Below are 25280 nucleotides of genomic sequence, written 5' to 3' on the forward strand. Positions count from 1 at the left end.
AGAAAAACCGGCCTGGCGGCCGGTCCTTGGCTGACGGTGTTCGACTGGGAGGTCGTTGGCGACCGTCAGGCTGAGCGCAGAGGCTCGATGTTGCGTGCAGGAGAGCCCCAAAACCTGGGGGTTGGGGCCATGTTGTTGAATTATTCGGGCAAATGGCAGACCGCTTCAATGTTGTTGCCTTCAGGGTCAATCACGAACGCGCCGTAATAATTTGCGTGATAGTCCGGTCGGAGCCCAGGGGCACCATTGCATTTTCCGCCAGCGGCGATGGCGGCCTTGTAGAAAGCATCGACTTGCGCACGATTCGTGGCTCGCCAGGCGAGGTGGCAACCGGACGTTGCTGCCGGACCGCCATAGGGTGAAGGACCGTCGATGAACCACACATCGGCCTTCTTGCCATCCGGCTCGGATGCGTCTGGATAGGCAAACCCGAGGATGTTCGAGCCGTACTGGCCTTCGAAACATACGCTGTAACCCAGCGGTTCCAGGGCCGCACTATAAAACGCCTTTGCCCGGGCGATATCGATAACGCGGAACGTCATGTGGTCAAGCATGCGGGATCTCCTGAGATGCAGTTGAAGTTAAGTAGCGGACCATAAACTGTATACAAATACAGTTCAATATCATAAACCTGACTTCATTTCAGGGCGACGACACTACGGCGCGATAACTGCCGGTGCCTCATGCACCTTGAACACGGAATTTCTGACACGCCCCTGCGACAGACGATAAAAAACCCGGGCGGCGCATTGGCCGGCCCGGGTTTCTGCATTCCCTCGACGGGAGAGGCGTCTAGAACGGAATGTCGTCGTCGAAGCCGCCGAAATCATTGCCGCCGGCCGGACGCTGGGGCGCGGCCGGGGCGCTGGGGGCCGGGGCGGAACCGCCACCGAAGCCAGCACCGCTGTCGCGGCCACCGCCATAGGACGAACCGCCGCCGCCACCATAGTTGCCGCCGCTGTCGCGCCCGCCGCCGTAGTTGCCACCGCTGTCGCGGTTGCCGCCACCGCCGTAGTTGCCGGCCGGGCGGCCGCCGCCGAAGCCGCCTTCGTTGCGGGCCGACTCGTCGCCGCCGCCCATGCCCTGGCGGCTGCCGAGCATCTTCATCTCGTCGGCGCGGATTTCGGTGGTGTAGCGGTCCTGGCCGTCCTTGTCCTGCCACTTGCGGGTGCGCAGGGAGCCTTCCACGTACACCTGGCTGCCCTTGCGCAGGTATTGCCCGGCGATTTCAGCGAGCTTGCCGAAGAACACCACGCGGTGCCATTCGGTGGCCTCGCGCTTCTCACCGCTGGCCTTGTCGCGCCAGGTGTCGGTGGTGGCGAGGGTGATGTTGCAGATCGCGTCGCCGCTCGGGGCGTAACGGGTTTCGGGATCCTTGCCCAGGTTGCCGACAAGAATCACTTTGTTGACCGAAGCCATATTTCTCTCCTAAAAATTCTGTAGGGCTGCCGCTCAGGCCGCGGCCACCTTGCGGCGGACCGGTGCCGGCATGCCGGAGGCCAGGATCAGCCAGGCCACCGCGAGACCGCCGCCGAGCAGCGACACCGAGCCTGGGCCGACGTGCTGGGCCAGCCAGCCGCCCAGCGCGCCGCCAAGGAACAGGCCGATGGACTGCAGCGTGTTGTAGATGCCCAGCGCCGTGCCCTTGGCGTGCGGCGGGGCGATCTTGGAAATCCACGAAGGTTGGGTCGCCTCCAGCACATTGAAGGCGACGAAGAACAGGGTCAGCAGGATGGCCAGCGGCCACATGCCGGCGTTGCCCTCGAAATACAGGCCGACCTGCACCGCCAGCAGCAGCGCTATGGCGGAGTTGAAGACGGTCTTCATGGCGCCCTTCTTCTCGGCGACGATCACCGCCGGCACCATCACCGTGAAGGACACCAGCACCGCCGGCAGATAAACCTTCCAGTGCTCGGCCACCGGCAGGCCGGCGCGCACGAGGCCGGCGGGCACCAGCACCCACATGGCGGTCTGCATCAGGTGCAGCGCGAAGACGCCGAAGTTGAGGCGCATCAGCTGGCTGTTGCCGAGCACTTCGGAGAAGCGCGCGGTGGCCCGCGGCACCGGCGGCGCGGCCGGCACGACGAAGATCACGGCGAGGATCGCCAGCGCGGCCAGCCCGGCGGTGAGCCAGAACAGGCCGCTCATGCCGATCACCGAATACAGCAGCGGCGCGGCGACCATCGACAGCGCGAAGACCAGGCCGATGGACGAGCCGATCATCGCCATCACCTTGGTGCGGTGCTGGTCGCGGGTGAGGTCGGCAGCCAGCGCGGTAACCGCGGCGGAAATGGCGCCGGCGCCCTGCAGCACGCGGCCGATGACCACCGAATGGACGTCCTGGGCCAGCGCCGCGACGATGCTGCCGATCACGAACAGGACCAGGCCGAAGACGATCACCGGCTTGCGGCCGAAGCGGTCGGAGGCGGCGCCGAAGGGAATCTGCAGGAAGGCCTGGGTCAGGCCGTAGGCGCCGATGGCCATACCGACCAGGGCCACGTTGTCGCCGCCGGGCATGCCGTGGGCGTGCACCGCGAACACCGGCAGGATCAGGAACAGGCCCAGCATGCGCAGCGCGAAGATCGCCGCCAGGGAAAGGCCGGCGCGGCGCTCGGCCGGGCTCATCTTGTCGTCAGTGGAGGAAGCCATGAAACGTGCTGCGTGGGGAGGGTCAAGAGGCGTATATTAACAGGTTGCCCCTGCCCACAATGCCCCATGGACGCCATCCGAATCCGCGGTGCCCGCACCCACAACCTGAAGAACATCGCGCTCGACATTCCGCGCAACCGGCTCACCGTGATCACCGGCCTGTCCGGCTCGGGCAAGAGCTCGCTGGCCTTCGACACGCTGTACGCGGAAGGCCAGCGCCGTTACGTGGAGTCCCTGTCGGCCTACGCCCGCCAGTTCCTGCAGCTGATGGAGAAGCCCGACGTGGACCTCATCGAGGGCCTGTCGCCGGCGATCTCCATCGAGCAGAAGGCCACCAGCCACAACCCGCGTTCGACGGTGGGCACGGTCACCGAGATCCACGACTACCTGCGCCTGCTCTACGCCCGCGCCGGTACGCCCCACTGCCCCGACCACCCGGAGCACGCGCTGGAAGCGCAGAGCGTGTCGCAGATGGTGGACGCGGTGCTGGCCCTGCCGGAGGAAACCAAGCTGATGATCGTCGCCCCGGTGATCAGCGGCCGCAAGGGCGAGCAGGCCGACCTGTTCGTCGAGCTGCGCGCCCAGGGCTTCGTGCGGGTGCGCGTGGATGGCATCGTGCATGAGCTGGACAACCTGCCGGTGCTGGACAAGAACCGCCGCCACGACATCGAGGTGGTCGTCGACCGCCTGAAGGTGCGCCAGGACCTGCGCGGGCGCATCGCCGAATCCTTCGAGACGGCGCTGACCCACGCCGAGGGCCGCGCCATCGCGGTGGAGATGGACTCCGGCAAGGAATACCTGTTCTCGGCCAAGTTCGCCTGCCCGGTGTGCAGCTTCGCGCTGGCCGAGCTGGAGCCGCGGCTGTTCTCCTTCAACAACCCGATGGGCGCCTGCCCCAAGTGCGACGGCCTCGGCAACGTGGATTTCTTCGACCCGCAGCGGGTCGTCGCCCACCCCGACCTGTCGCTGGCCTCCGGCGCGATCCGTGGCTGGGACCGCCGCAACCAGTTCTACTTCCAGCTGCTCGCCAGCCTGGCCGACCATTACGGCTTCAGCATCGACACGCCCTTCGAGGAGCTGCCGACGGAAACTCGCGAAGTGGTGCTGAACGGCTCCGGCAAAGAGAAGATCGCCTTCCGCTACCTGTCCGACGGCGGCAAGCCGGTGCTCAAGGAGCACGCCTTCGAGGGGATCATTCCCAACCTCGAACGGCGCTTCAAGGAAACCGACTCCATCGCGGTGCGCGAGGAGCTGGCCAAGTACCGCGCCAACTGCCCCTGCCCGGCCTGCGGCGGTGGCCGCCTGCGCACCGAAGCCCGCTACGTGCTGATCGGCGAGCGTAACCTGTCGGAAGTCAGCCGCCTGCCGCTGGCCCAGAGCAAGGCGTTTTTCGACGGCCTGCGCCTCAGCGGCCAGCGCGCCCAGGTGGCCGAGAAGATCGTTTCCGAGATCTCCTCGCGCCTGCAGTTCCTGATCAACGTCGGCCTCGACTACCTGTCCCTCGACCGCTCCGCCGACACGCTGTCGGGCGGCGAGGCGCAGCGCATCCGCCTGGCCAGCCAGATCGGCTCCGGCCTCACCGGCGTGATGTACGTGCTCGACGAGCCGTCCATCGGTCTCCACCAGCGCGATAACGACCGCCTGCTGGAAACCCTTCGCCGCCTGCGCGACATGGGCAACACGGTGATCGTCGTCGAGCACGACGAAGACGCGATCCGCATGGCCGACTACGTGGTGGACATGGGCCCTGGCGCCGGCGAGCACGGCGGCCAGGTGATCGCCGAAGGTACGCCGGAGGTGGTCGCCGCCCATCCGGACTCCCTGACCGGCGCCTATTTGTCCGGCACCCGCAGCATCGCCGTGCCGGACAAGCGCCACCCGGCCGACCCCGACAAGTTCCTGCGCATCGAGGGCGCCAGCGGCAACAACCTGAAGGACGTCACCATCGACATCCCGGTCGGCCTGTTCACCTGCGTCACCGGCGTGTCCGGCTCCGGCAAGAGCACGCTGATCAACGACACCCTCTACGCTCACGTGGCCCGCCACGTGAACGGCAGCAGCATCGAGGCGGCGCCGTGCGTCGACATCCACGGCCTCGATCACTTCGACAAGGTCATCAACGTCGATCAGAGCCCGATCGGCCGCACGCCGCGCTCCAACCCGGCCACCTACACCGGCCTGCTGACGCCGATCCGCGACCTGTTCTCCGGCGTGCCGGAAGCCAAGGCCCGCGGCTACGGCCCCGGCCGCTTCAGCTTCAACGTCAAGGGCGGGCGCTGCGAGGCCTGCCAGGGCGACGGCCTGATCAAGGTGGAAATGCACTTCCTGCCCGACATGTACGTGCCCTGCGACATCTGCCACGGCAAGCGCTACAACCGGGAAACCCTGGAGATCCGCTACAAGGGCAAGACCATCTACGAAGTGCTGGAGATGACCGTCGAGCAGGCGCTGGAATTCTTCAACGCCGTGCCTATCGTCGCCCGCAAGCTGGACACGCTGATGCAGGTCGGCCTCGGCTACATCCGCCTCGGCCAGAGCGCTACCACCCTGTCCGGCGGCGAAGCCCAGCGGGTCAAGCTGGCGCTGGAGCTGTCGAAGCGCGACACCGGCCGCACGCTGTACATCCTCGACGAACCGACCACCGGCCTGCACTTCGCCGACATCGAGCTGCTGCTGTCGGTGCTGCACCGCCTGCGCGACCACGGCAACACCATCGTCGTCATCGAGCACAACCTGGACGTCATCAAGACCGCCGACTGGCTGCTCGACATGGGCCCGGAAGGCGGCAACGGCGGCGGCACCCTGGTCGGCAGCGGCACGCCGGAAACCCTCGCCGGAAACCCCGCCAGCCACACCGGCCGCTACCTGGCCAAGCTGCTGCCCGCCGCCTGAGCCCTCGCCCGCCTTTCCCCTCCGCCCCCGTGCCACCGCCGGGGGCGGCATCCAGTACACTGATCACCCGTCTCGTCGCACTTTTATCGCGCCATGTCCGAACTCTGGTCCTCCCTCCGCCCGCAACTCGAATACCTGGCCACGCCGCTGCCGCTGGCCGCCCTCGGACTCGCCGACGCCCACCGGGACGAGATCGCCCCGCTGCTGGTGGCCGAACTGGAGGCGCTGGCCGCCGATCCGACCCCGGCCCAGGCCGACGGCTACGTGCTGCATCTGTACGCGATGCTGCTCCTCGCCCGCTGGCGCGACACCCGTGCCTACCGGCCGCTGATCGAACTCGGCCACCTGGACGAGAGCCAGGTGGACACTGTCTTCGGCCAGCTGGTCCATGACAGCTACGGCCGCGCGCTGGCCTCCACCTGCAACGGCGATCTCGCGCCCCTCAGCGCGCTGGCCGACGACGACGGCGCCAGCCGCTGGGCCCGCGCCGCCGCGCTGGAAGCCATGAGCCTCGCCGCCCTCGAAGGCCTCACCCCGCGCGGGCCGGTAGTGGACTTCCTCACCGACTTCGGCACCCGTGAAGCCCAGGCCCTGCAGGACACGCCGGAGCGCGGCGAGGACTTTCCGCTGCTCGACGCACTGGTCACCCACCTGGCCGACCTGGGCGCCGTCGAGCAGCTGCCGACGATCCATGAATGGTTCGCCGCCGGCCTCATCGACGACAGCTATGTGGACGCCGACCAGTTGGAGGACGACATCCGCCGCAGCCCGGCCGACGCGCTGGCCGCGCTGCGCGAGGCCGGCCATGGCCTGATCGACGAGCTGCGCCCGGAGATCGCCGCCTGGCCGGACATCCACCACATGCCGCCGGTGGCGCTGGCCCCGATTCCCCTCGGCGCCATCCGCGAGCCCATCGTTCGCGACGGCGCCAAGGTCGGCCGCAACGACCCCTGTCCCTGCGGCAGCGGCCGCAAGTACAAGAAGTGCCATGGCGCCAACTGAGCGTCTCAGACACACCGTATAGGCATCGACATCCCGCTGCCATCGGGCCGACACCCATGCTCGGCTATCATGGCGGCCTCGCGACGAACTGGAAGCCCATCATGACCGACACCACGCCCGACCTTCCCGCCGACGCTTCCGACAGCAAGGCCGGCTTCGACCTGGACGATTTCGAGGTCCGCGTGCTGGCGGTGCTGATCGAGAAATCCTTCGTCACCCCCGACACCTACCCGCTGTCGGTCAATGCGCTGGTCACCGGTTGCAACCAGCTCACCGGTCGCGAACCGGTGATGAACCTGTCGGAAGCCACCGTGCTGGCCACCCTCGACCGCCTCTCCGAGCGCGGCCTGGTCACCCAGCGCCACCAGGCCGGGGCGCGCGTCTCCAAGTGGGAACACCAGATCCGCCTGCGCCATTCGCTCACGCCGCCGATGCAGGCGGTGCTGGCCATCCTGATGCTGCGCGGCCCGCAGACCCTCGGCGAGATCCGCGCCCGCTGCGAGCGCATGCACACCTTCGGCAGCCCAACCGAAGTCGAGGACGTGCTGGAGAAACTCGGCGACAAGTACCCGCCGATGATCGTCCAGCTGCCCAAGGCGCCGGGCACCAAGGAAGCCCGCTACACCCACCTGATGAGCGGTGAAGCCGCCGCCCAGCAGAGCCACAGCTTCGAGGCCGCAGAACAGGCCGCCCCCCGCGGCAGCCGCGTCGGGGAACTCGAAGAGGAAGTCCGCCGTCTGCGTCAGCAGCTGGAATGGCTGACCAACGAATTCGAGGAATTCCGCAAGCAGTTCCAGTGAGGGTGCGGAACCACGGCAGGCACATGCCGAACGGTGGCCACGCCGCCCGCCGACAGCGCCACGCCCCGGCCACGCGCCCTTGACCCATCGCCCCGACCAAGAAACCCATGCTCGTCCATCCCCAGTTCGACCCCGTCGCCATCGCCATCGGCCCCCTCGCGGTGCGCTGGTACGGCCTGATGTACCTCGTCGCCTTCATCCTCTTCGTGACCCTCGGCCGGGTCCATGCCAAACGGCGGCCGGAGCTGGGCTGGGATGCGCAGCAGATCGACGACCTGCTGTTCTACGGCGTGCTCGGGGTGATCCTCGGTGGGCGCCTGGGCTATGTGCTGTTCTACAAGCCGGCCTACTACTTCAGCCATCCGGCCGAGATCCTCGCCGTGTGGCAGGGCGGCATGGCCTTCCACGGGGGCTTCCTCGGCGTGCTGGTGGCCATGTGGCTGTTCGGTCGCAAGACCAACCGCCCATGGCTGGCCGTCACCGACTTCATCGCCCCGCTGGTGCCCCTCGGGCTGGCCGCCGGGCGCCTCGGCAACTTCATCAACGGCGAGCTGGTCGGACGCGTCACCGACGTACCGTGGGCGATGATCTTCCCGCAGGTGGACAACCTGCCGCGCCACCCGTCCCAGCTCTACCAGTTCGCGCTGGAAGGGGTCAGCCTGTTCCTGATCCTGTGGTGGTTCGCCGCCAAACCGCGCCCCCGCGGCCTGATCTCGGCGGCCTTCCTGATCGGTTACGGCAGCTTCCGCTTCATCGCCGAATTCGGCCGCGAACCGGACGACTTCCTCGGCCTGCTGACCTTCGGCATGTCGATGGGCCAGTGGCTGTCCCTGCCGATGATCCTCGCCGGTATCGCCATGGCTGTGTGGGCTACCAAGCGCAACGAAACCTGAAGCTGGCCGCAGCGCCGCTCAATCCACCGGCAGACCGATGGCCGCCAGCACCCAGGCGGCCAGCAACACCCCGTTGCTGAGGGCGAAGGCCCCCAGGCGGTGATAGACGTTGTTGTAGCCCAGGTGGATCAGGCTATGCACGACCCGCAACCCCACGTAGGTCCATGCGAGTCCCAGCTGCAGCGCCGAGTGCTGGCCGGTCACGTAGCACAGCAACCCCAGCACATAGAACAGCACCGGCAGCTCCAGCAGGTTCATGTAGTTCCGGTTGGGCAGGCACACCTCGGGCGGCACCTGTGCCGATTCACCGAAACGGAAATCCGACACCCGGACGCGACCGGCAAAACCGGCGCCGAGCCGCCTGACAGCGATCAGCAGCAGGATCACGAAGGTCCAGGCCGCCAGGGCGAACTGGGGATAGAGCATGGCAACGCGCATGGGGGCAGGTGGAGCAACGCCGGCAGCGGCTGCCGAAGCCATCCATAATGCATGAACACGCGCGCAGCATAAGTGAGCGCACCGGGATTGTCCAAGATGTGCACAGGGTTTTCCTGGCTTGGCAGCCGGACCGAATCAACCCAAAGTGAGCATCATGAGCACCCAGCCCAAGAACCCCCTGCACGGCATCACCCTCGAACACATGCTGACCGAACTGGTCGCACGCTATGGCTGGAAAAGCCTCGGCGCGGCCATCCCGATCCGCTGCTTCAACAACGACCCCAGCATTCCGTCCAGCCTGAAGTTCCTGCGCCGCACGCCCTGGGCCCGCGCCGAAGTGGAGCGGTTGTACCTGCAACAGCGCAGCTGATTTTTTGCGAAGAGTGCCAAAGTTAATAGTGCAAGGACGTAAAACCACAAATATTACGAATTCAATACTTCATCGATCCTCGATTCCGCTCACAACAAGAAGAACGGAGATTTGCAGTTTGAGGAAAAGCCGTCCGTCCAGCCCCCTGAGCCCTGCCATGCGGTCACGCCACCTGCGTCGCCCCGCCACGCCCGTAGTCCGGGCTGACGGCCTGCGGCCGGGCGCCCCGTCTGCCAAGCCGGGAACATGTCGAGCGTGAAGATTCCGCTGCGCCACCTCGAACGCCTGCTCCCCGTTTTGGTGGGCCTGACCTCCCTGTGCCTGACCGGCTGGCTATGGCTGCATGAGCGGCAGGGTCTCGACGCCAACCTGCGGGCCCAGTTCGAGTTCAGCGTACGCCAGACCACTGGCCGTATCGAACAGCGCCTGGCCGCCTGTGAGCTGATGCTTCGCGGCGCCCGCGGCCTGTTCGAGGCCTCTAGCCAGGTCAGTGCCGACGACTTCCGGCGCTATGTGAACGTGTTGACCGACGGCTCCGATTTTGCCGGTCTGCAGATCATGGCCTACACCCCGCGGCCGCCGGGGCATGCCGACGATGCACCGCTGCCGATCGCCTATGTCGCCCCCAACACGCTGGCCAACCAGGGCGCCATCGGACGTGACATGTATGCCGACCCTCTGCGCCGCGACGCAATGCAGCAGACGCGGGACGCCGGCATCGCCGCGATGACCCGCAAGATCACGCTACTGGTGGATGAAGTCCCCCGCCAACCCGGTTTCGCGATGTACCAGGCCCTCTACGCCAAAGACCAGCCCATCGACAGCCCGGCGACCCGCCGCCAGGCCCTGCGCGGCTGGGTGCATGTGGCCTTCCGGCTCGAGGCGCTGATGGCCAGCCTGTACGGAGAAGGTATCCCCGGCCTTGCGCTGCGCATCTACGACGGCAGCGATGTCACGCCGGAAACGCTGATTTTCGACTCCCACCCCGAATCGGAGGAGCAGGCCACGCCGCGCTTCGCCACGCTCCAGTACATCAGCTTTCCCCGCCACAACTGGACGCTGGCCATCCGCAGCACGCCGGAATTCGAGCAACAGCGCGGCCTCGGCTCGACACGGATCATCGCCGTGGCCGGCACCAGCCTGAGCCTGCTGCTCGCCGTGCTGACCTGGCAGCTGGTCACCGGCCGCAGCCGCGCCTTCGCCCACGCCCAGGCGATGACGCGCGAACTGCGGGAGAGCGAAGAGCGCATGCGCCACATGGCCCAGCACGATCCGCTGACCCGCCTGCCCAACCGCGCCCTGTTCGCCGACCGCCTGCACTCCGCGCTGGCGCGTGCGCGCCGGGAACACACACAGGCCGGCCTGATGTTCGTGGACCTGGACCGCTTCAAGCCGGTCAATGACGCCTACGGCCACGCGGTCGGCGACAAGCTGTTGATCGCCGCCGCCGCGCGCATGCGCGAGTGCCTTCGCGAAGCCGACACCCTGGCCCGCATGGGCGGCGACGAGTTCGTCGTGCTGCTGCCCCATATCGACACGCCGGCCGATGCCCGGCACGTCGCCGAGCGCATCCTCAGCGCCCTGTCCCATCCTTTCGAGGTGGACGGACTGGAGCTGCAGATCTCCGCCTCCATCGGCGTCGGGCTGTTCCCCGACCATGGCGCGGACGACGTCAGCCTGATGAAGAGCGCCGACAACGCCATGTATCAGGCCAAGGACGTGGGGCGCGCCTGCCTGGTCTTTGCCAGCTGAGCGCGGCGCTCAGCAGCACTCCACCTCGATCTGCTCGAGCAGCGCCAGGCCGGCCTCGTCGTCGCAGCCCTCCAGGAACTCGCGGATCTGGTTGATGTTGCTGTGGATCAGGAACAGATCGTCCACCTGCGGCCCACCTTCGCCACGACGCTTCTTCTGGAAATAGTCCCAGAAGACATTGCCGCGCCCCGGCTCCTGCAGCCGGGCATCGATGACTTCCATCAGGCGCCGGGCATTCAGATCGCAATCGATCCCGCAAAAGCTGATGTAACGATCCGGCTGGCCGGACGGCTGAAGGTGTTCGCTTTCCCGCTTCATCACGTTTCTCCTGAAAAATGGATGAAACGGACTGTACGTAAAGGCCGCCGCAGCTTCCGTCGGCCAGCCGACACTCCGGCCGGTAGCTAGCCGTGCGCCAGGCTGCGGGCGGCCAGCGCGGGCAGGTCGTGGATCAGCAGCGCGCGCCGCCCGCGGCGGCTCAGCACGCCTTCCCGCTGCCACTGGTTGATCAGCGAGGACACCGACTGGCGCGTCGTGCCGAGCAGGCAGGCGATGTCCTCGGTGCCCAGGTCGATGGGCAGCACGCAGCCCTCCGGACCCTGTTCGCCACGCCGCTCGGCCTGGCGCACCAGGAAGCGCGCCAGCCGCGCCGGCACGTCGCGGAAGGCCAGGTCTTCCACCAGCGACACCGCGTTGTCGAGGATGCGCCCCAGCACCTTCATCATCAGCGGCGCCACCGCCGGCGCTCCGGCCAGCTTGGCGGCGAACTCGCGGATGCCGATCACCGACAGCGCCGCCGGCTCCAGGCTGCGCACGAAGGTCGGCGTGTGGGTGGTGAAGATGTCGCCCGGCTCGAGGATGGTCAGGCTCAGCTCCCGCGCATCGCTGGCCAGATAGACCCGCAGACGACCGCTGCGCACGATGAAGACCTGGTTCAGGGCCTGTCCCGGCGTCGCCAGCAGCTGTCCCTTGCCCACCTCGCGGGAGGTGAAGCCATCGAGAAAACCGGCCGGAAAGCCGGCCAGCGGATCGGGATGCGGGGCGGCCATGGCCATGACCATAGCACACGGCGGCAGCCCGACCAGTCCCGCCAGGCCACCCCGGAGCAAGGCCCGGCGCCCCTTCCGTGAGATCCGCCGCTTTCCCGGACGAATATCCCTACGTTAAGATGCCCCACAGAGCGTCGCCTTGTTCTGGATTCGGACGGGTGTCGCATTACCCCCGTACCGGCCAGCGTGGCCGGTCGTCCGACCTCTCCCGAGCGGCGCCGCACCGGCAGCCAGGGGGAAGGCTCACGTCCCGCAGGCTGCCGTTCCGGTCCCCCAACGACAATGAGAGCGCAGCCATGGAATACGAAACCGTAGACACGCAAGTCTCCCCCACCGGGCGCCTGGAAGTGCTGTCCAGCTCGGAAGCCGCCAAATTGTCGAACCAGGGCGACAGCGCCCTGAACACCCTATACCGCAACTGCTCCCTGGCGGTGCTCAACTGCGGTAACGAGATGGACGACGGCAAGGAGCTGCTGGAGCGTTACCGCAACTTCGACATCCGCGTGCTGCAGCGGGCCCGCGGCATCAAGCTCGACATCCACGGCGCGCCGGCCAGCGCCTTCGTGGACGGGCGCATGATCCGCGGCATCCAGGAACACCTGATCGCGGTGCTGCGCGACGTGGTGTACGTCGGCAACGAGATCAACGGCAATTCCAAGTTCGACCTCCGCACTTCGGCCGGCGTCACCGACGCGGTGTTCCACATCCTGCGCAACGCCAACGTGCTGCAGCCGATCACCCAACCCAACGTGGTGGTGTGCTGGGGCGGCCACTCGATCAACCGCGAGGAATACGACTACACCAAGCTGGTCGGCTACCAGCTCGGCCTGCGCGGCATGGACATCTGCACCGGCTGCGGCCCCGGCGCCATGAAGGGGCCGATGAAGGGCGCCGCCATCGCCCACGCCACCCAGCGCATCAAGGGCGGCCGCTACCTGGGCTTCACCGAGCCGGGCATCATCGCCGCCGAGGCACCGAACCCGGTGGTGAACGAGCTGGTCATCCTGCCGGACGTGGAAAAGCGCCTCGAAGCCTTCGTGCGCACCAGCCACGGCATCGTGGTCTTCCCCGGCGGCGTCGGCACCTGCGAGGAGATCCTCTACATCCTCGGCATCCTGCTCCACCCGGACAACGCGGCGATCCCCTTCCCACTGGTGTTCACCGGCCCGAAGAGCGCCGAGGAATACTTCGTGCGCATCGACCGCTTCATCGCCGAAACCCTCGGCGACGCAGCCCGCCAGCGCTACAAGATCATCATCAACGACCCGGCGCGGGTGGCGCGGGAGATCAAGAGCGGCGTCGACCAGGTGCGCAACTTCCGCAAGGAAAGGCGCGACGCCTACTACTTCAACTGGCTGCTACGCATCGAGCATGAATTCCAGCAGCCCTTCCGTCCGACCCACGAGCGCATGCGCGGCCTCAAGCTGCACAAGGAACAGCCGGCCCACCTGCTGGCCGCCAACCTGCGTCGCGCGTTCTCGGGCGTGGTGGCCGGCAACGTGAAGGACGAAGGCATCCGCGAGATCGAGAAGCACGGCAGCTTCGAGATCCACGGCGACCCGACGATCATGGGCCCGATGGACGAGCTGATGGCCTCCTTCGTGGCCCAGGGCCGCATGAAGCTGCCAGGCAAGAAGTACAACCCCTGCTACCGCATCGTCGCCGAAAAGCACGACTGAGCAGCCAGCCGGCGGGTCCGCCCCGCCGGCCAGGCTCGATCAACCCTTCTTCCCCACCAGCACCACGCCGGCCACCACCAGCGATCCGCCGAGCAGCTGGAACAGCCCGATCGGCTCGGTGAGGATCAGCCAGCCAAGGAACAGCGTGATCACCGGCCCGAGGGTGCCGATCAGCGACACTGGGCCAGCGCCCAGGCGGCGCATCGCCTCCGACACCATCCACACCGGCAGCACCGTCGAGAACAGCGCCATTGCAGCCGCCAGCAACAGCACGGGCGCCGGCTGCACCAAGAGGCCGAGGGGCCGGGTCAGCGCGAAGTGGGCCAGGCACAGCACGCAGGCGGCAGTGCTCGCCCACGCCGTGGTGCGCGCCGCGCCCAGCCTGACCACCGCCTGGCCGTTACCCATCAGGTACAGCGCGTAGGACACCGCGCTGGCGAACACCAGGCTGCCGCCGATCCACACATCGCGGGCGGTGCCGGTGATCGTCAGGTCATGGGCCAGCGCCAGCGCAATGCCCGCATAGCACAGCGCGATGCAGGCCATCGCCCGGCGGGTGATCGGCTTGCCGAGGAAGAGCGCCGACAGCACCACCACCAATGTCGGGTAGGCGAACAGGATCAACCGTTCGAGGGCCGCCGAGATGTAGTGCAGGCCGAGGAAGTCCAGGTAGCTCGCCAGGTAGTAGCCCGAGGTGCCAAGGCCGAGCAGCAACAGCACATCCCGCCGGGTCAGCGGTTCCGGCTGGCGGCGGCGCTGGTCCTGCCAGCCGAGAGCGATGAAGAAGGGCAACGACATGCCCATGCGCAGGGCCAGCAGGGTGATCGCATCGACGCCGTAGGGATAGGCCAGCTTGATCAGGATGGCCTTGAAGGAAAAGCCCACCGCGCCGAGAACGGCGAAGATGAGCCCGACACGGTGACCGGGGTTCATGAGCATTCGACAAATTGGAACGGCCCCCATTAGGCCACCGGATCGCTACGGGGGGAATTGGTAAGATCCGGGGGCTGTATTCGCCGGAGACGAAAGCTTGCACTACGACCTCACCGACCTGCGCCTCTTCGCGGCGATTGCCGAAGAGGCCAGCCTGACCCGCGGCGCAGCGCGCGCCCACCTGGCCCCGTCCTCTGCCAGCCATCGCCTGGCGCGCCTGGAGGAAAGCCTCGGCGTGGCCCTCTTCGACCGCCACGCCCGCGGCCTGCGCCCGACCCGTGCCGGCGAGGCGCTGCTCGGCCATGCCCGCCAGGTGTTCGCCCAGCTCGAACAGATGCACGCCGACCTGTCGCCCTTCGCCCGCGGCGTGCGCGCCCAAGTCAGCCTGTACGCCAACACCAACGCCATCAACTGCTTCCTGCCCGACGACCTCGGCGACTTCCTGCGCGCCGAGCCGCATATCCGCGTAACCCTCAAGGAGATGACCAGCCCGGAGATCCTGCGCTGCGTGGCCAGCGGCGAAACGGAGATCGGTGTGGTGGCCGGCGAGGTGCCGCCGGACGTGCTGCTCGCCCGCCCCTACCGGCAGGACCGCATCGTGCTGGTCACCCCGCCCGGCCATCCGGTGTCGGCGCGGGCCCGTGTGCGCATTGCCGAAGTCCTCGACCAGCCCTTCGTGATGCTGCACACCGGCAGCGCCTTCCACACCGGGCTGATGAACTACGTGGCGGAAACCGGCGGTCGGCTGGACGTACGCATCGAAGTGCGCAGCTTCGAGGCCGTGCTGCGCATGGCCGGCGCCGGCGTCGGCCTGGGCCTGGTGCCGCGCTCGGCGGCGGAGCGCGCCGGCCGCCAGCGCCCCTTCGCGGTGGTGGACGTGGACGAACCCTGGGCCAGCCGCGACCTGTCCATCGTCGTGCGCCGCGACCTGGCCCTGTCGCCCCATGCCCAGGCCCTGGTGGACGCGCTGGCCGGCGGGCAGACCGCACATTGACGCACGCCCTTGTCGGCTTCCCCACACGGATGGCATCGCCCGCACCCTCTGCAAGCCTGAAATAGCCGGGCTGGCCGAGTGTCTGCACGGCGGCGCGAAACTTGCGTGAGAGCCTCCGAGCCATGCGGAGGAATCACAGATGAAGTTGCAGCTCGAACGCCCGTTCGTCGAGGCCCTGGTACAGGCCCACCCGCGCCTGTCCTGGCTGCTGGAGCAGATGCGCTTCGGCAACCGCGCCGAAGTGAGCTTCCTGCAAATGGAGCACGACGAACTGCATTTCCTCGAAGTGCTGTTCGAAGGCGCCGGCCCCGAGATGCGTGCCCGCGCCGCGCAGATCTCCACGCTGCGTAAGGCGCTGGCTGGCGACGGCATGCGCTTCGAATCGGAAGACCTGGAGCTGCTGGTGCCGGCCATCGCCCGCTACTTGGCCGACGACGCGATCCGCGGCTGGCTGTTCAGCGCCGCCAGCGCCGGCAAACCGACCGCCTGGGTGGTCACCCGCCTCGACTACACGCCGGCTTCCAACGAGGAAACCGGCAAGGTGCTGATCGAGCTGAAGGCCAACACCCGCGGCAAAATCGTCACCAGCAACATCCGCATCATCGCCAGCGACATCGCCAACCGCACGGTCGGCGGCATCTTCGCCGCCAAGGGCTACCTGAAGGAAACGCCGGAGCTGATCACCGCCTACGACGACATGGCCGAGCGCTACTTCGACTGGCGCGCCCGCTACGGCGAACAGTTCTCCGGCCGCGGCACCGCCCTCTACGCAGAGAACCCCACCGCCAGCCACCGGGACACCGACTGGTCGCGCAAGGACGTGGTGATCCTGTCCTCCAGCGGCGGCGACGCGCGCCTGGTGAACGACGAAGGCATCCTGTCCGACCGCGTGCTGACCCTCGACGCCCCCGGCGACATCCTCGGCCCCTACCTGCGCCGCGCCGCCAAGAGCCTGCGCTACAAGGCCGACGACGCGGTGGAGGCGTCCCGCGACGCGATGCCCAAGGGCTTGTTCACCAGCCTGCCGGTGCACTTCTTCATCCTGATGTTCCACCTCGACCTGCACCACTACCTGTGGGTGCACGTCGGCGACATCCACCCCTACGAGTACAAGCCGGCCCTCAAGCAGAAGCTGATCCTGCCCGCCGAGCAGACCGACCTGATCGACATCCTTACCGCCGAGATGGACCTCCTGATGGACGACATCGTGGCCGGCAAGTCCGGCGGCACCACGGTGCTGTGCGCCGGCCCACCGGGGGTCGGCAAGACCCTCACCGCCGAGGTGTATTCCGAGATCATCCGGCGGCCGCTGTACCGGGTGCACTCGGGCCAGCTCGGCCTCAACGTGGCAGCCATGGAAACCACGCTGAAGGAAGTGCTGACCCGCGCCCAGCGCTGGGGCGCGGTGATGCTCATCGACGAGGCCGACGTGTACATCAAGCGGCGCGACGACAACATCACCATGAACGCGGTGGTCGGCGTCTTCCTGCGCGTGCTCGAATACTTCAACGGCCTGCTGTTCCTCACCACCAACCGCATCGACGACATCGACGAAGCCATCGTGTCGCGCTGCATCGCCCTCATCAAGTACGCCTCGCCCGACGCCGCGGCGCGCCAGCGCATCTGGCAGGTGATGGCCGAGCAGTTCGGGCTGGTCCTCGACGCGGCGCTGATCGAACGCCTGGCGACGCTGTTCCCCGATGCCAGCGGGCGCGACATCAAGGGCCTCGCCAAGCTGACCGCCAAGTACTGCAAGCAGAAGGCCTGTCCGCCCGACCTGGCCGCGTTCACGCGCTGCGCCACCTTCCGCGGCCTGGAGGTGGCCCATGCCTGAACATCCGGCGGCGGCCTGGGCGCGGCAGGCACCGCTGACGCCCAGCGACGTCGACTGCACGACGACGGTGATGCTCAAGATCCTCGACGGCAAGTGCAAGATGAACCCGCAGGAGAAGGAGATCATCGCAGTCATCTACGATGCGGTGAAGGAGCGCCCCGGCCACATCCTCGACGACACCGACCACCGCCTCATCGCCATTGCCCGCCAGGGCATGGACGACGCGCTGGTGGAACGCATCTACGAGCAGCGCCTGCTCGCCGAGACGATGATCTCCCGCCCGGTCATGAAGGCCTACAAGGCCATGCTGCGCGCCAGCGGTGTGCTCGCCACCGCCCAATCGGAGCAATTCGCAGAGGATATTTAAATCAGATATCGACTAAGCTCTCGGCGGCCCGGCACGTTCTTTCCGGACGGCCCCGGCACGAGACACAGCGAGGTCGATGGATGGATTGGAAAAAATGGCTCCGCCGCGAGCGCACCGATGACACGGCCAACGACGGGGAGCGGGAAGATGAGCCGCTGACGGTCCTGCCCGGGGCGACCAGTCGTCCCATCGACCTGGACGCCATTGACGCCATTGAGGCCCACATGCGCTGGAAGGCCCGCCTCGAAGCCCGCCTGTTCAGCCCCGGCAAAGGCCCCATCGCCGCCGACCAGGTCTTCCTTGACAAGCGCAGCACCCTCGGCCGCTGGCTCTATGGCCGCGGCCAGGAACGCTTCGGCACCCTCGACAGCTTCAGCGAGCTGCGCCGCCACCACGCCGAATTCCACCGTTACGCCGGCCAGGCCGTGCTGGCCTTCAATGCCGGCCAGCACGACGAAGCCGTCCGCCTGGTCACCGGCGGCGACTACGCCCGCGCCTCCCAACGCCTGCGCCAGACCATCACCCGCCTGTTCGAGGAGGCCGCCGGCCCGGCACGGCGCGCACCGCGCCCGTGACGGACTCCGGTGCCAGACCCGCGGGCCGCAACGGCCTCAGTGCATGCGCTTGTGATCGTGCTCCATCGGCGCTGCGGCCGTCAGTGCCCGCACCGAGGCCTTCACCTCGACCGACTCGACCTTCTTGTCCTTGCCTTCCACCTTCAGCGTGATCGGCACCACCTCGCCCGCCGCCAGGGGTTTCTTCAGATCGATCAGCATCACGTGGTAGCTGCCCGGCTTCAGCTCGACCGGCTTGCCGGGCTGCACGTCCAGGCGCGTTACAGCGCGCATCTTCATCACGCCGCCGTCCATCGCCATCTCGTGGATCTCGACGAGGCCGGCCGCCGGGCTGGCCACGCCGACGACGGTGACACCGCCCTGACTGCTGAGCTGCATGAAGGCGCCGGTGACCTTCTGGGCTGGCACGGTGCCGCGCACCCACGGGTCCTTGACGTCCAGGTCCGCGGCGGCGGCGCTGCCGATGAACAGGCCGGCCAATGCCAGCCCTGCGAGCTTGTGGATGATGTGCACTGAATGACTCCTTGGTTCGGGGGCCGCAGCTTAGCGCGCCCGGCGGCTTGTGCGGAAAGGGACGGCGGCCGATGCGACCATTTGTCGCAGCCTGCCGATGTGCGATGCCCCGACCGCCGGCTCAGGACCAGTTCACCGTCGCCGCCAACAGGTAGCCGGCGCCGTAGACGGTCTTGATCAGCTTGGCGTGCTGGGGGTTTTCCTCGAAGCGGCGACGCAGGCGCGAGACGCGCAGGTCGATGCTGCGGTCCAGTGCCGACACGTCACGCCCGCCGAGCAGCTGCTCGCGGGTCAGGATGTGGTTGGGGTGGGCCAGCAGCACCGACAGCAGCTGGGCCTCGGCGGTGCTGAGGGTGTCCTGCTCGCCGCTGGGGCTGGTGAGGGTGTTGCTGCCCGGCTCGAAGCGCCAGCCGGCAAATTCGGCGACGCGCTGGCTGGGGTCGGCCGGCAGCACCACCTGGCCCGGGTAGCGGCGCAGGATGCTGCGCACGCGGGCGATCAGCTCGCGCGGCTCGAAGGGCTTCACCACGTAGTCGTCGGCGCCCAGCTCCAGGCCCATGACCCGGTCGTAGGTGTCGCTGCGCCCGGTCACCACCAACAAGCCGCAGGCGTGCTTGCCGCGCAGCTGCTGCAGCACCGCCATGCCGTCCATATCGGGCAGGCCCAGGTCGAGGATCACCAGCTCCGGCGCCTTGTGGCGCAGGCCGTGGAAAAAGGCCTCGGCGGTGCGGAACAACTCGGCCCGGTAGCCGAATTTTTCCAGCGTGTCGGCGATGAGGCGCGCGATCGCCGCCTCGTCCTCAACCACGTAGATCAGTTCTGGGGGACGGGTATGAGCCATAGCCCGGAAGCTTGGCTCATGCGGCCAGCGGACGCAAGGCCGCCAGCAGCTTGTCGCGGGAGAAGGGCTTGGCCAGCAGCGGCAGATCGGGGTCGGCCTCGACGCTGGCCTGAGCCTCGGCGAAGCCGCTCATCAGCACGATCGGCAGCTCCGGGCGGAAGCGCCGTACGAAGCGCGCCAGGGCCCGGCCGTCCATCGTGCCGGGCATCACCACGTCGGAGATCACCAGCGCGATGGCCGGAATGTTCTCCACCATGTCGGCCGCCTCGGCACCGTTCTCGGCCTCCACCACTGCGCAGCCCAGCTCGGCCAGCTGCATGCGCACCACGGTACGCACGTCCACGTCGTCCTCGGCGAGCAGCACCAGCTTGCCGGCCAGGTCGGCGGCATTCACGTCGGAACCGGCCGGCAGCGCGTCGTGCTGGTCGTCCTCGGCGATGCTGGGCAGCAGCAGGGCCACCGTGGTGCCACGGGCCTGGCGGCTGCGGATGCGAACGCCGCCACCCGACTGCTTGACGAAGCCGTACACCATCGACATACCGAGGCCGCTGCCCATGCCGAACTGCTTGGTGGTGAAGAAGGGTTCGAAAACCCGCGCCAGGGTGCTGCCGTCCATGCCCATGCCGTTGTCGCTGACGGCGATCTGCACATAGTCGCCGGGCGGCACTTCCAGGTCGGCGGCGGCATGCACGCTGAGCTGCTCCAGCGACGACTCGATACGCAGCTCGCCGCCGTTGGGCATCGCGTCGCGGGCATTGAGCGCCAGGTTGAGCAGCGCGTTCTCGAGCTGGTGGGCATCCACCATCGCCACCAGACAGGGCTCGCGGCTGGCCGTGCTGACCGCGATGGTGGACGGCAGGCTGCGGCGGATCAGCTTGGACATGCCAAGGATCAGCTCATTGACCTCCACCGGCCGCGGCTCCAGCGGCTGGCGGCGGGCGAAGCCGAGCAGCCGGCGGATCAGCTCGGCGCCGCGGTTGGCGGCCTGCATGGCCGGCTCGACGAAGTTCTCGGTGAGCGGATCGTTGGGGTGGTTTTCCTTCAGCGCCACCAGGTTGCCGATGACCACCGTCAGCATGTTGTTGAAGTCGTGGGCGAGGCCGCCGGTGAGCTGGCCGATGGCTTCCATCTTCTGGGCCTGGGCCAGTGCCGCCTCGGTTCGGCGCTGCTCGGTGACGTCCACCGAGTGCACGTAACAGCCCTGCACCTCGCCGTCCGGTCCGATGTCCGGCACCAGCGTGCTGCTGGCGCGAGCCGGCATGCCGTCGCGGCCGGTGAGGGTGTATTCGTAGGACACCTGCTCGCCGGCCAGCGCGCGGGCCAGGTAACCGGCGACGAGTGCGTACACCTCCTGCCCGGTGACGTCGCGGATCTGCTTGCCCTCCACTTCACGCGCCGACCAGCCGAACCACTCCGCGTAGCCCTTGTTGGCATAGCGGTAGATTCCGCTGCGGTCGAAATAGGCGATCGCCGCCGGAATCGCGTCGGTGATCTCGCGCAGGCGCTGCTCGCTGCGCTGCAGGGCCTGGGTGATCGCCTTGTTGGACTGGATCGCCGCGGTCAGCTCGACGTTGGCGCGGGTCAGCTCCTCGGTGCGGACATGGATGTGCGCCTCCAGTTCGGCCTGATGATCGGCAATCTGCTGCTGGGAGCGGCGCTGCTCGGTGACGTCGGTATACACCGTGATGAAGCCCTGATGCGGCAACGGAAAACCGCGGATCGACAGCACCTGACCGTTGGGCCGCACGCGCTCGGTGACGTGGGGCAGGAAGCTGCGCGCCCGCGCCACCCGCTCGGCCACCTGCACCTCCGGATCGCCGGGGCCATAGTCGCCGCGCTCGGCGTTGTAGCGGATGAAGACCTCGAAGGACACGCCGGGGCTGGCCAACTCCGCCGGAAAGTCGAGCAGTCGCAGGAAGGCACCGTTCCACGCCACCATGCGCAGTTCCTCGTCGAAGACGGTGACGCCCTGGTCGAGCAGGTCGAGCCCCGCCCCGAGCATCTCCCGGTAGCGCCGGTCGGAGGACGGCTGCGCACCGTCTGCGGGGTGTTCACCGCTGGGCTGACGTTCCTCGACGGGGGGTTCGGGCCTGTCCTGCTCGTTCATCGCTGTCCTGTTTCCGTGCGGCCTGAATGGCTGCCTGATCCGATTTTAGCCAGCGTCCCGGGCGGCGGAGACGGCCGACAAAATTGAGTACATTTTCACGAAACTTCCGACAAGGTTGTTTGCGAACCTCCTCTTCGATCTTCGGGATTCCGCCCACAAGGCCGCCCCGGGGAACGGGCCCCAGAGCCACCGCCTCATCAAGTCGTGGCGCCAAGAACCAAGAGGAGAAAAACAGGTGTCGAACAATCCCTACGAGCAAGGGCTGGACAAATGCGCGGCCAACCATGTCCCGCTGTCGCCCTTGTCCTTTCTCGAGCGTAGCGCCCAGGTCTATCCGAACCGCCTGTCGGTGATCCATGGCGCCCGCCGCTTCACCTGGAGCGAAACCTACAGCCGCTGCCGCCGCCTGGCCAGCGCCCTGGCCCAGCGCGGCATCGGCCGTGGCGACACGGTGGCGGTGATGCTGCCCAACATCCCGGCGATGGTCGAGGCCCACTTCGGCGTGCCGATGGTCGGTGCCGTGCTGAACACCCTCAACACCCGCCTCGATCCGGAAGCCATCGCCTTCATGCTGGCCCACGGCGAAGCCAAGGTGCTGATCACCGACCCCGAGTTCGCCGCCATCATCGCCCCGGCCCTCGAACTGCTGGAAGGCCCCAAGCCGCTGGTCATCGACGCCCTCGACCCGGAATACCCGGGCGACACCCGCCTCGGCGAGATCGAGTACGAGGACTTCCTCGCCGACGCCGACCCGGAGTTCAAGTGGTCGTTGCCCGCCGACGAATGGGACGCCATCGCCCTCAACTACACCTCCGGCACCACCGGCAACCCGAAGGGCGTGGTCTTCCACCACCGCGGCGCCTACCTCAACTCCGCTTCCAACATCATCAGCTGGGGCATGCCGCAGCACGCCGTCTATCTGTGGACACTGCCGCTGTTCCACTGCAACGGCTGGTGCTTCGCCTGGACCCTGGCCGCCAACGCCGGCGTCAACGTGTGCCTGCGCAAGGTGGACGTGGCGCTGATCTACGAGCTGATCCGCACCCACAAGGTGACCCACTTCTGCGGCGCACCGATCGTACACGGCATGCTGATCAACGCGCCGGAAGGCCTGCGCGCCGGCATCGAGCACAAGGTGTCGGCGCTGATCGCCGGCGCCGCGCCCCCGGCCGCGATCATCGAAGGCATGGAACGCATCGGCTTCGACATCACCCACGTGTATGGCCTGACCGAAACCTACGGCCCGGCCGCCGTATGCGCCAAGCACCCGGAATGGGACGAGCTGCCGATCGCCCAGCGCGCCGAACGCAACGGCCGCCAGGGCGTGCGCTACCACATGCAGGAAGGCATCACCGTCCTCGACCCGCAGACCATGGAGCCGGTCCCCGCCGATGGCGAGACCATGGGCGAGATCATGTTTCGCGGCAACCTGGTCATGAAGGGCTACCTCAAGAACGAAAAGGCTACCGCGGAGGCCTTCTCCGGCGGCTGGTTCCACACCGGCGACCTGGCGGTGATGCACCCGGACGGCTACGTGAAGATCAAGGACCGCTCAAAGGACGTGATCATCTCCGGCGGCGAGAACATCTCCTCGCTGGAAGTTGAAGAAGTGCTGTACCGCCACCCGGCCGTGCTGACCGCCGCGGTGGTCGCCAAGCCCGACGAGAAGTGGGGCGAAGTGCCGGCCGCCTACATCGAGGTGAAGGAAGACGCCAAGGTCACGGTGGAAGACATCGTCGCCCACTGCCGCGAGCACCTGGCCCGCTACAAGGTGCCCAAGTTCGTGGAGTTCTGCGTACTGCCCAAGACCTCCACCGGCAAGATCCAGAAGTTCGTACTGCGCCAGCAGGCCGAGTCGGCCTCGGCGATCGAATAAACACAATCGGAGACAAGAACCCATGAAGATCCTCGTGCCCGTCAAGCGCGTCGTCGATTACAACGTCAAGATCCGCGTCAAGGCCGACCAGTCCGGCGTCGAGCTGGCCAACGTCAAGATGGCCATGAACCCCTTCGATGAAATTGCCATCGAGGAAGCCGTGCGCCTGAAGGAAGCCAACAAGGCCACCGAAGTGGTCGCAGTGTCCGCCGGCGTCGCCCAGTGCCAGGAAACCCTGCGCACCGCGATGGCCATCGGCGCCGACCGCGGCATCCTCGTCGAATCCGACGCCGACCTGCAGCCGCTGGCCGTCGCCAAGCTGCTCAAGGCCCTGGTGGACAAGGAACAGCCGCGCCTGGTGATCCTCGGCAAGCAGGCCATCGACGACGACTCCAACCAGACCGGCCAGATGCTGGCCGCGCTGCTCGGCTGGCCGCAGGCGACCTTCGCCTCCAAGGTCGAAGTCGGCGCGGAGCGCGTCAGCGTGACCCGCGAGATCGACGGCGGCCTGGAAACCCTGTCCCTGCCGCTGCCGGCGGTGATCACCACCGACCTGCGCCTCAATGAGCCGCGCTACGCCACGCTGCCGAACATCATGAAGGCCAAGAAGAAGCCGCTCGACACCGTCAAGCCGGCCGACCTGGGTGTCGACGTGGCCCCGCGCCTGAGCACGTTGAAGGTCGTCGAACCCGCCGCCCGCGGTGCCGGCGTCAAGGTGGCCGATGTGGCCCAGTTGGTCGAGAAGCTCAAGAACGAAGCGAAGGTGATCTGAACATGTCCATTCTCGTCATTGCCGAACACGACAACACCGGCCTGAAGGCCGCCACCCTCAACACCGTCAGCGCCGCCGTCAAGCTGGGTGGCGAAGTCGAAGTGCTGGTCGCCGGCGCCGCCTGCGGCAGCGCTGCCGAAGCCGCCGCCAAGCTGGCCGGCGTCGCCAAGGTCAAACTCGCCGACGGCACCGCCTACGCCGACCACAGCGCCGAGAACCTCGCCGCGCTGCTGGTGGACGTGGTCAAGGCCGGCGGCTACAGCCACGTGCTGGCCCCCGCCACCACCTTCGGCAAGAACGTACTGCCGCGCGTCGCCGCGCTGCTTGACGTGGCCCAGATTTCCGACATCGTCGCCATCGAGTCCGCCGACACCTTCGTGCGCCCGATCTACGCCGGCAATGCGCTGGCCACCGTCAAGTCCGCTGACGCGGTCAAGGTCATCACCGTGCGCACCACCGCCTTCGACGCGGTCGCCGAAGGCGGCTCCGCTGCCGTGGAAGCTATCGCTACCGGTGCCGACCTGGGCCTGTCCAAGCTCGTCGGCCGCGAGCTGACCGTGTCCGCCCGTCCTGAGCTGGGCGCCGCCAAGATCATCGTCTCCGGCGGCCGCGGCCTCGGCAGTGGCGACAACTACCGCGCCGTGCTCGAACCTCTGGCCGACAAGCTCGGCGCCGCCATGGGCGCCAGCCGCGCCGCCGTCGATGCCGGCTTCGTGCCCAACGACTACCAGGTCGGCCAGACCGGCAAGATCGTCGCGCCGCAGCTCTACCTGGCCGTCGGCATCTCCGGCGCCATCCAGCACCTGGCCGGCATGAAGGACTCCAAGGTGATCGTCGCGATCAACAAGGATCCGGAAGCGCCGATCTTCCAGGTGGCCGACTACGGCCTCGTCGCCGACCTCTTCGAGGCCGTGCCGCAATTGGCGTCCGCCCTGTAAGCACGC

General features: G+C 67.5%; 24 protein-coding genes. 14 read left to right on the forward strand and 10 right to left on the reverse strand.

Annotation, left to right across the window (positions count from 1 at the left end):
* Positions 1-140: 140 nt before the first annotated feature.
* From AC3QL2_RS07870 to AC3QL2_RS07880, 3 genes are all read right to left on the reverse strand, one after another.
* The gene (locus AC3QL2_RS07870) at positions 141-554 is read right to left on the reverse strand and encodes a VOC family protein (protein WP_493234781.1); all 414 of its coding nucleotides are present in this window, start codon (positions 552-554) and stop codon (positions 141-143) included.
* Positions 555-792: 238 nt separating this feature from the next.
* Positions 793-1419, reverse strand: coding sequence for a single-stranded DNA-binding protein (gene ssb / locus AC3QL2_RS07875; protein ID WP_493234779.1), 627 nt, complete (start codon positions 1417-1419; stop codon positions 793-795).
* 33 nt (positions 1420-1452) lie between these two features.
* Positions 1453-2649 carry an MFS transporter gene (locus AC3QL2_RS07880; RefSeq protein WP_493234777.1) on the reverse strand — a complete coding sequence of 399 codons (1197 nt, stop codon included), beginning with the start codon at positions 2647-2649 and terminating at the stop codon, positions 1453-1455.
* Between the two features lie 66 nt (positions 2650-2715).
* On the opposite strand from AC3QL2_RS07880, the gene uvrA reads away from it, so the two are divergent.
* From uvrA to lgt, 4 genes are all read left to right on the forward strand, one after another.
* Positions 2716-5541: an excinuclease ABC subunit UvrA gene (uvrA, locus tag AC3QL2_RS07885; RefSeq protein WP_493234775.1), complete on the forward strand. Its 2826-nt coding sequence runs from the start codon at positions 2716-2718 to the stop codon at positions 5539-5541.
* A gap of 93 nt (positions 5542-5634) precedes the next feature.
* The gene (locus AC3QL2_RS07890) at positions 5635-6543 is read left to right on the forward strand and encodes a DUF1186 domain-containing protein (protein ID WP_493234773.1); all 909 of its coding nucleotides are present in this window, start codon (positions 5635-5637) and stop codon (positions 6541-6543) included.
* A 101-nt stretch (positions 6544-6644) separates the two neighbouring features.
* The gene (locus tag AC3QL2_RS07895) at positions 6645-7343 is read left to right on the forward strand and encodes a YceH family protein (protein ID WP_493234771.1); all 699 of its coding nucleotides are present in this window, start codon (positions 6645-6647) and stop codon (positions 7341-7343) included.
* Positions 7344-7450: 107 nt separating this feature from the next.
* Positions 7451-8236, forward strand: a complete 786-nt coding sequence (gene lgt / locus AC3QL2_RS07900) for a prolipoprotein diacylglyceryl transferase (protein WP_493234770.1) — start codon at positions 7451-7453, stop codon at positions 8234-8236.
* 18 nt (positions 8237-8254) lie between these two features.
* On the opposite strand, the gene AC3QL2_RS07905 is transcribed toward lgt, so the two are convergent.
* The gene (locus AC3QL2_RS07905; protein WP_493234768.1) at positions 8255-8662 is read right to left on the reverse strand and encodes an MAPEG family protein; all 408 of its coding nucleotides are present in this window, start codon (positions 8660-8662) and stop codon (positions 8255-8257) included.
* A 166-nt stretch (positions 8663-8828) separates the two neighbouring features.
* Here AC3QL2_RS07905 and AC3QL2_RS07910 point away from each other — a divergent pair, with 166 nt between their 5' ends.
* Both AC3QL2_RS07910 and AC3QL2_RS07915 read left to right on the forward strand, forming a co-directional pair.
* Positions 8829-9044, forward strand: a complete 216-nt coding sequence (locus tag AC3QL2_RS07910; RefSeq protein WP_493234766.1) for a VF530 family protein — start codon at positions 8829-8831, stop codon at positions 9042-9044.
* Positions 9045-9299: 255 nt separating this feature from the next.
* A complete protein-coding gene (locus tag AC3QL2_RS07915; protein ID WP_493234764.1) occupies positions 9300-10796 on the forward strand; it encodes a diguanylate cyclase domain-containing protein in 1497 nt (498 codons plus the stop codon).
* Positions 10797-10805: 9 nt separating this feature from the next.
* On the opposite strand, the gene cowN is transcribed toward AC3QL2_RS07915, so the two are convergent.
* A complete protein-coding gene (gene cowN / locus AC3QL2_RS07920; protein WP_493234763.1) occupies positions 10806-11114 on the reverse strand; it encodes a N(2)-fixation sustaining protein CowN in 309 nt (102 codons plus the stop codon).
* An 86-nt stretch (positions 11115-11200) separates the two neighbouring features.
* A complete protein-coding gene (locus tag AC3QL2_RS07925) occupies positions 11201-11845 on the reverse strand; it encodes a Crp/Fnr family transcriptional regulator (protein ID WP_493234762.1) in 645 nt (214 codons plus the stop codon).
* Between the two features lie 296 nt (positions 11846-12141).
* Here AC3QL2_RS07925 and ppnN point away from each other — a divergent pair, with 296 nt between their 5' ends.
* On the forward strand, positions 12142-13524 hold the full coding sequence (gene ppnN, locus AC3QL2_RS07930; RefSeq protein ID WP_493234761.1) for a nucleotide 5'-monophosphate nucleosidase PpnN: 1383 nt from the start codon (positions 12142-12144) through the stop codon (positions 13522-13524).
* 39 nt (positions 13525-13563) lie between these two features.
* Here ppnN and AC3QL2_RS07935 read toward each other — a convergent pair whose 3' ends face one another.
* The gene (locus AC3QL2_RS07935) at positions 13564-14457 is read right to left on the reverse strand and encodes a DMT family transporter (RefSeq protein ID WP_493234760.1); all 894 of its coding nucleotides are present in this window, start codon (positions 14455-14457) and stop codon (positions 13564-13566) included.
* Between the two features lie 97 nt (positions 14458-14554).
* Between AC3QL2_RS07935 and AC3QL2_RS07940 the strand changes: the two genes are divergently transcribed.
* The 4 genes from AC3QL2_RS07940 (at position 14555) to AC3QL2_RS07955 (ending at position 18227) form a co-directional block, all read left to right on the forward strand.
* Entirely contained in the window at positions 14555-15451 is an 897-nt protein-coding gene (locus AC3QL2_RS07940; protein ID WP_493234759.1) for a LysR family transcriptional regulator, read from the forward strand.
* A gap of 139 nt (positions 15452-15590) precedes the next feature.
* Positions 15591-17285, forward strand: a complete 1695-nt coding sequence (locus tag AC3QL2_RS07945) for an AAA family ATPase (RefSeq protein WP_493234758.1) — start codon at positions 15591-15593, stop codon at positions 17283-17285.
* Positions 17278-17652, forward strand: a complete 375-nt coding sequence (locus AC3QL2_RS07950) for a hypothetical protein (RefSeq protein ID WP_493234757.1) — start codon at positions 17278-17280, stop codon at positions 17650-17652. The genes AC3QL2_RS07945 and AC3QL2_RS07950 overlap by 8 nt, the downstream gene beginning before the upstream one ends.
* An 80-nt stretch (positions 17653-17732) precedes the next feature.
* Complete coding sequence (locus AC3QL2_RS07955; protein ID WP_493234755.1) at positions 17733-18227, forward strand: CZB domain-containing protein; 495 nt, start codon at positions 17733-17735, stop codon at positions 18225-18227.
* Between the two features lie 36 nt (positions 18228-18263).
* Here the strand turns inward: AC3QL2_RS07955 and AC3QL2_RS07960 are convergent, their stop codons facing one another.
* The 3 genes from AC3QL2_RS07960 to AC3QL2_RS07970 form a co-directional block, all read right to left on the reverse strand.
* Positions 18264-18740 (reverse strand): copper chaperone PCu(A)C, encoded by a 477-nt coding sequence (locus AC3QL2_RS07960; protein ID WP_493234754.1) that lies wholly within the window; start codon positions 18738-18740, stop codon positions 18264-18266.
* A 121-nt stretch (positions 18741-18861) separates the two neighbouring features.
* Positions 18862-19581, reverse strand: a complete 720-nt coding sequence (locus AC3QL2_RS07965) for a response regulator transcription factor (protein WP_493234752.1) — start codon at positions 19579-19581, stop codon at positions 18862-18864.
* A 16-nt stretch (positions 19582-19597) separates the two neighbouring features.
* A complete protein-coding gene (locus AC3QL2_RS07970) occupies positions 19598-21688 on the reverse strand; it encodes a PAS-domain containing protein (RefSeq protein ID WP_493234751.1) in 2091 nt (696 codons plus the stop codon).
* A 235-nt stretch (positions 21689-21923) separates the two neighbouring features.
* Between AC3QL2_RS07970 and AC3QL2_RS07975 the strand changes: the two genes are divergently transcribed.
* Genes AC3QL2_RS07975 through AC3QL2_RS07985 form a run of 3 tightly spaced genes read left to right on the forward strand, consistent with a single transcriptional unit; the run spans position 21924 to position 25274 of the window.
* The gene (locus AC3QL2_RS07975; RefSeq protein WP_493234749.1) at positions 21924-23564 is read left to right on the forward strand and encodes an acyl-CoA synthetase; all 1641 of its coding nucleotides are present in this window, start codon (positions 21924-21926) and stop codon (positions 23562-23564) included.
* A 22-nt stretch (positions 23565-23586) separates the two neighbouring features.
* On the forward strand, positions 23587-24336 hold the full coding sequence (locus AC3QL2_RS07980; protein WP_493234747.1) for an electron transfer flavoprotein subunit beta/FixA family protein: 750 nt from the start codon (positions 23587-23589) through the stop codon (positions 24334-24336).
* A gap of 2 nt (positions 24337-24338) precedes the next feature.
* Positions 24339-25274, forward strand: coding sequence for an electron transfer flavoprotein subunit alpha/FixB family protein (locus tag AC3QL2_RS07985; protein ID WP_493234745.1), 936 nt, complete (start codon positions 24339-24341; stop codon positions 25272-25274).
* Positions 25275-25280: the final 6 nt, after the last annotated feature.

The organism is Zoogloea sp. GW822-FHT05C07 (genome assembly GCF_058800215.1).

What these genes read in the sequence shown, in the direction of transcription:
- AC3QL2_RS07870 (WP_493234781.1), bottom strand. Translation starts at nt 554, where the DNA reads ATGCTTGACCACATGACGTTCCGCGTTATCGATATCGCCCGGGCAAAG.
- ssb (WP_493234779.1), bottom strand. Translation starts at nt 1,419, where the DNA reads ATGGCTTCGGTCAACAAAGTGATTCTTGTCGGCAACCTGGGCAAGGAT.
- AC3QL2_RS07880 (WP_493234777.1), bottom strand. Translation starts at nt 2,649, where the DNA reads ATGGCTTCCTCCACTGACGACAAGATGAGCCCGGCCGAGCGCCGCGCC.
- uvrA (WP_493234775.1), top strand. Translation starts at nt 2,716, where the DNA reads ATGGACGCCATCCGAATCCGCGGTGCCCGCACCCACAACCTGAAGAAC.
- AC3QL2_RS07890 (WP_493234773.1), top strand. Translation starts at nt 5,635, where the DNA reads ATGTCCGAACTCTGGTCCTCCCTCCGCCCGCAACTCGAATACCTGGCC.
- AC3QL2_RS07895 (WP_493234771.1), top strand. Translation starts at nt 6,645, where the DNA reads ATGACCGACACCACGCCCGACCTTCCCGCCGACGCTTCCGACAGCAAG.
- lgt (WP_493234770.1), top strand. Translation starts at nt 7,451, where the DNA reads ATGCTCGTCCATCCCCAGTTCGACCCCGTCGCCATCGCCATCGGCCCC.
- AC3QL2_RS07905 (WP_493234768.1), bottom strand. Translation starts at nt 8,662, where the DNA reads ATGCTCTATCCCCAGTTCGCCCTGGCGGCCTGGACCTTCGTGATCCTG.
- AC3QL2_RS07910 (WP_493234766.1), top strand. Translation starts at nt 8,829, where the DNA reads ATGAGCACCCAGCCCAAGAACCCCCTGCACGGCATCACCCTCGAACAC.
- cowN (WP_493234763.1), bottom strand. Translation starts at nt 11,114, where the DNA reads ATGAAGCGGGAAAGCGAACACCTTCAGCCGTCCGGCCAGCCGGATCGT.
- AC3QL2_RS07925 (WP_493234762.1), bottom strand. Translation starts at nt 11,845, where the DNA reads ATGGCCGCCCCGCATCCCGATCCGCTGGCCGGCTTTCCGGCCGGTTTT.
- ppnN (WP_493234761.1), top strand. Translation starts at nt 12,142, where the DNA reads ATGGAATACGAAACCGTAGACACGCAAGTCTCCCCCACCGGGCGCCTG.
- AC3QL2_RS07935 (WP_493234760.1), bottom strand. Translation starts at nt 14,457, where the DNA reads ATGAACCCCGGTCACCGTGTCGGGCTCATCTTCGCCGTTCTCGGCGCG.
- AC3QL2_RS07945 (WP_493234758.1), top strand. Translation starts at nt 15,591, where the DNA reads ATGAAGTTGCAGCTCGAACGCCCGTTCGTCGAGGCCCTGGTACAGGCC.
- AC3QL2_RS07950 (WP_493234757.1), top strand. Translation starts at nt 17,278, where the DNA reads ATGCCTGAACATCCGGCGGCGGCCTGGGCGCGGCAGGCACCGCTGACG.
- AC3QL2_RS07955 (WP_493234755.1), top strand. Translation starts at nt 17,733, where the DNA reads ATGGATTGGAAAAAATGGCTCCGCCGCGAGCGCACCGATGACACGGCC.
- AC3QL2_RS07965 (WP_493234752.1), bottom strand. Translation starts at nt 19,581, where the DNA reads ATGGCTCATACCCGTCCCCCAGAACTGATCTACGTGGTTGAGGACGAG.
- AC3QL2_RS07970 (WP_493234751.1), bottom strand. Translation starts at nt 21,688, where the DNA reads ATGAACGAGCAGGACAGGCCCGAACCCCCCGTCGAGGAACGTCAGCCC.
- AC3QL2_RS07980 (WP_493234747.1), top strand. Translation starts at nt 23,587, where the DNA reads ATGAAGATCCTCGTGCCCGTCAAGCGCGTCGTCGATTACAACGTCAAG.
- AC3QL2_RS07985 (WP_493234745.1), top strand. Translation starts at nt 24,339, where the DNA reads ATGTCCATTCTCGTCATTGCCGAACACGACAACACCGGCCTGAAGGCC.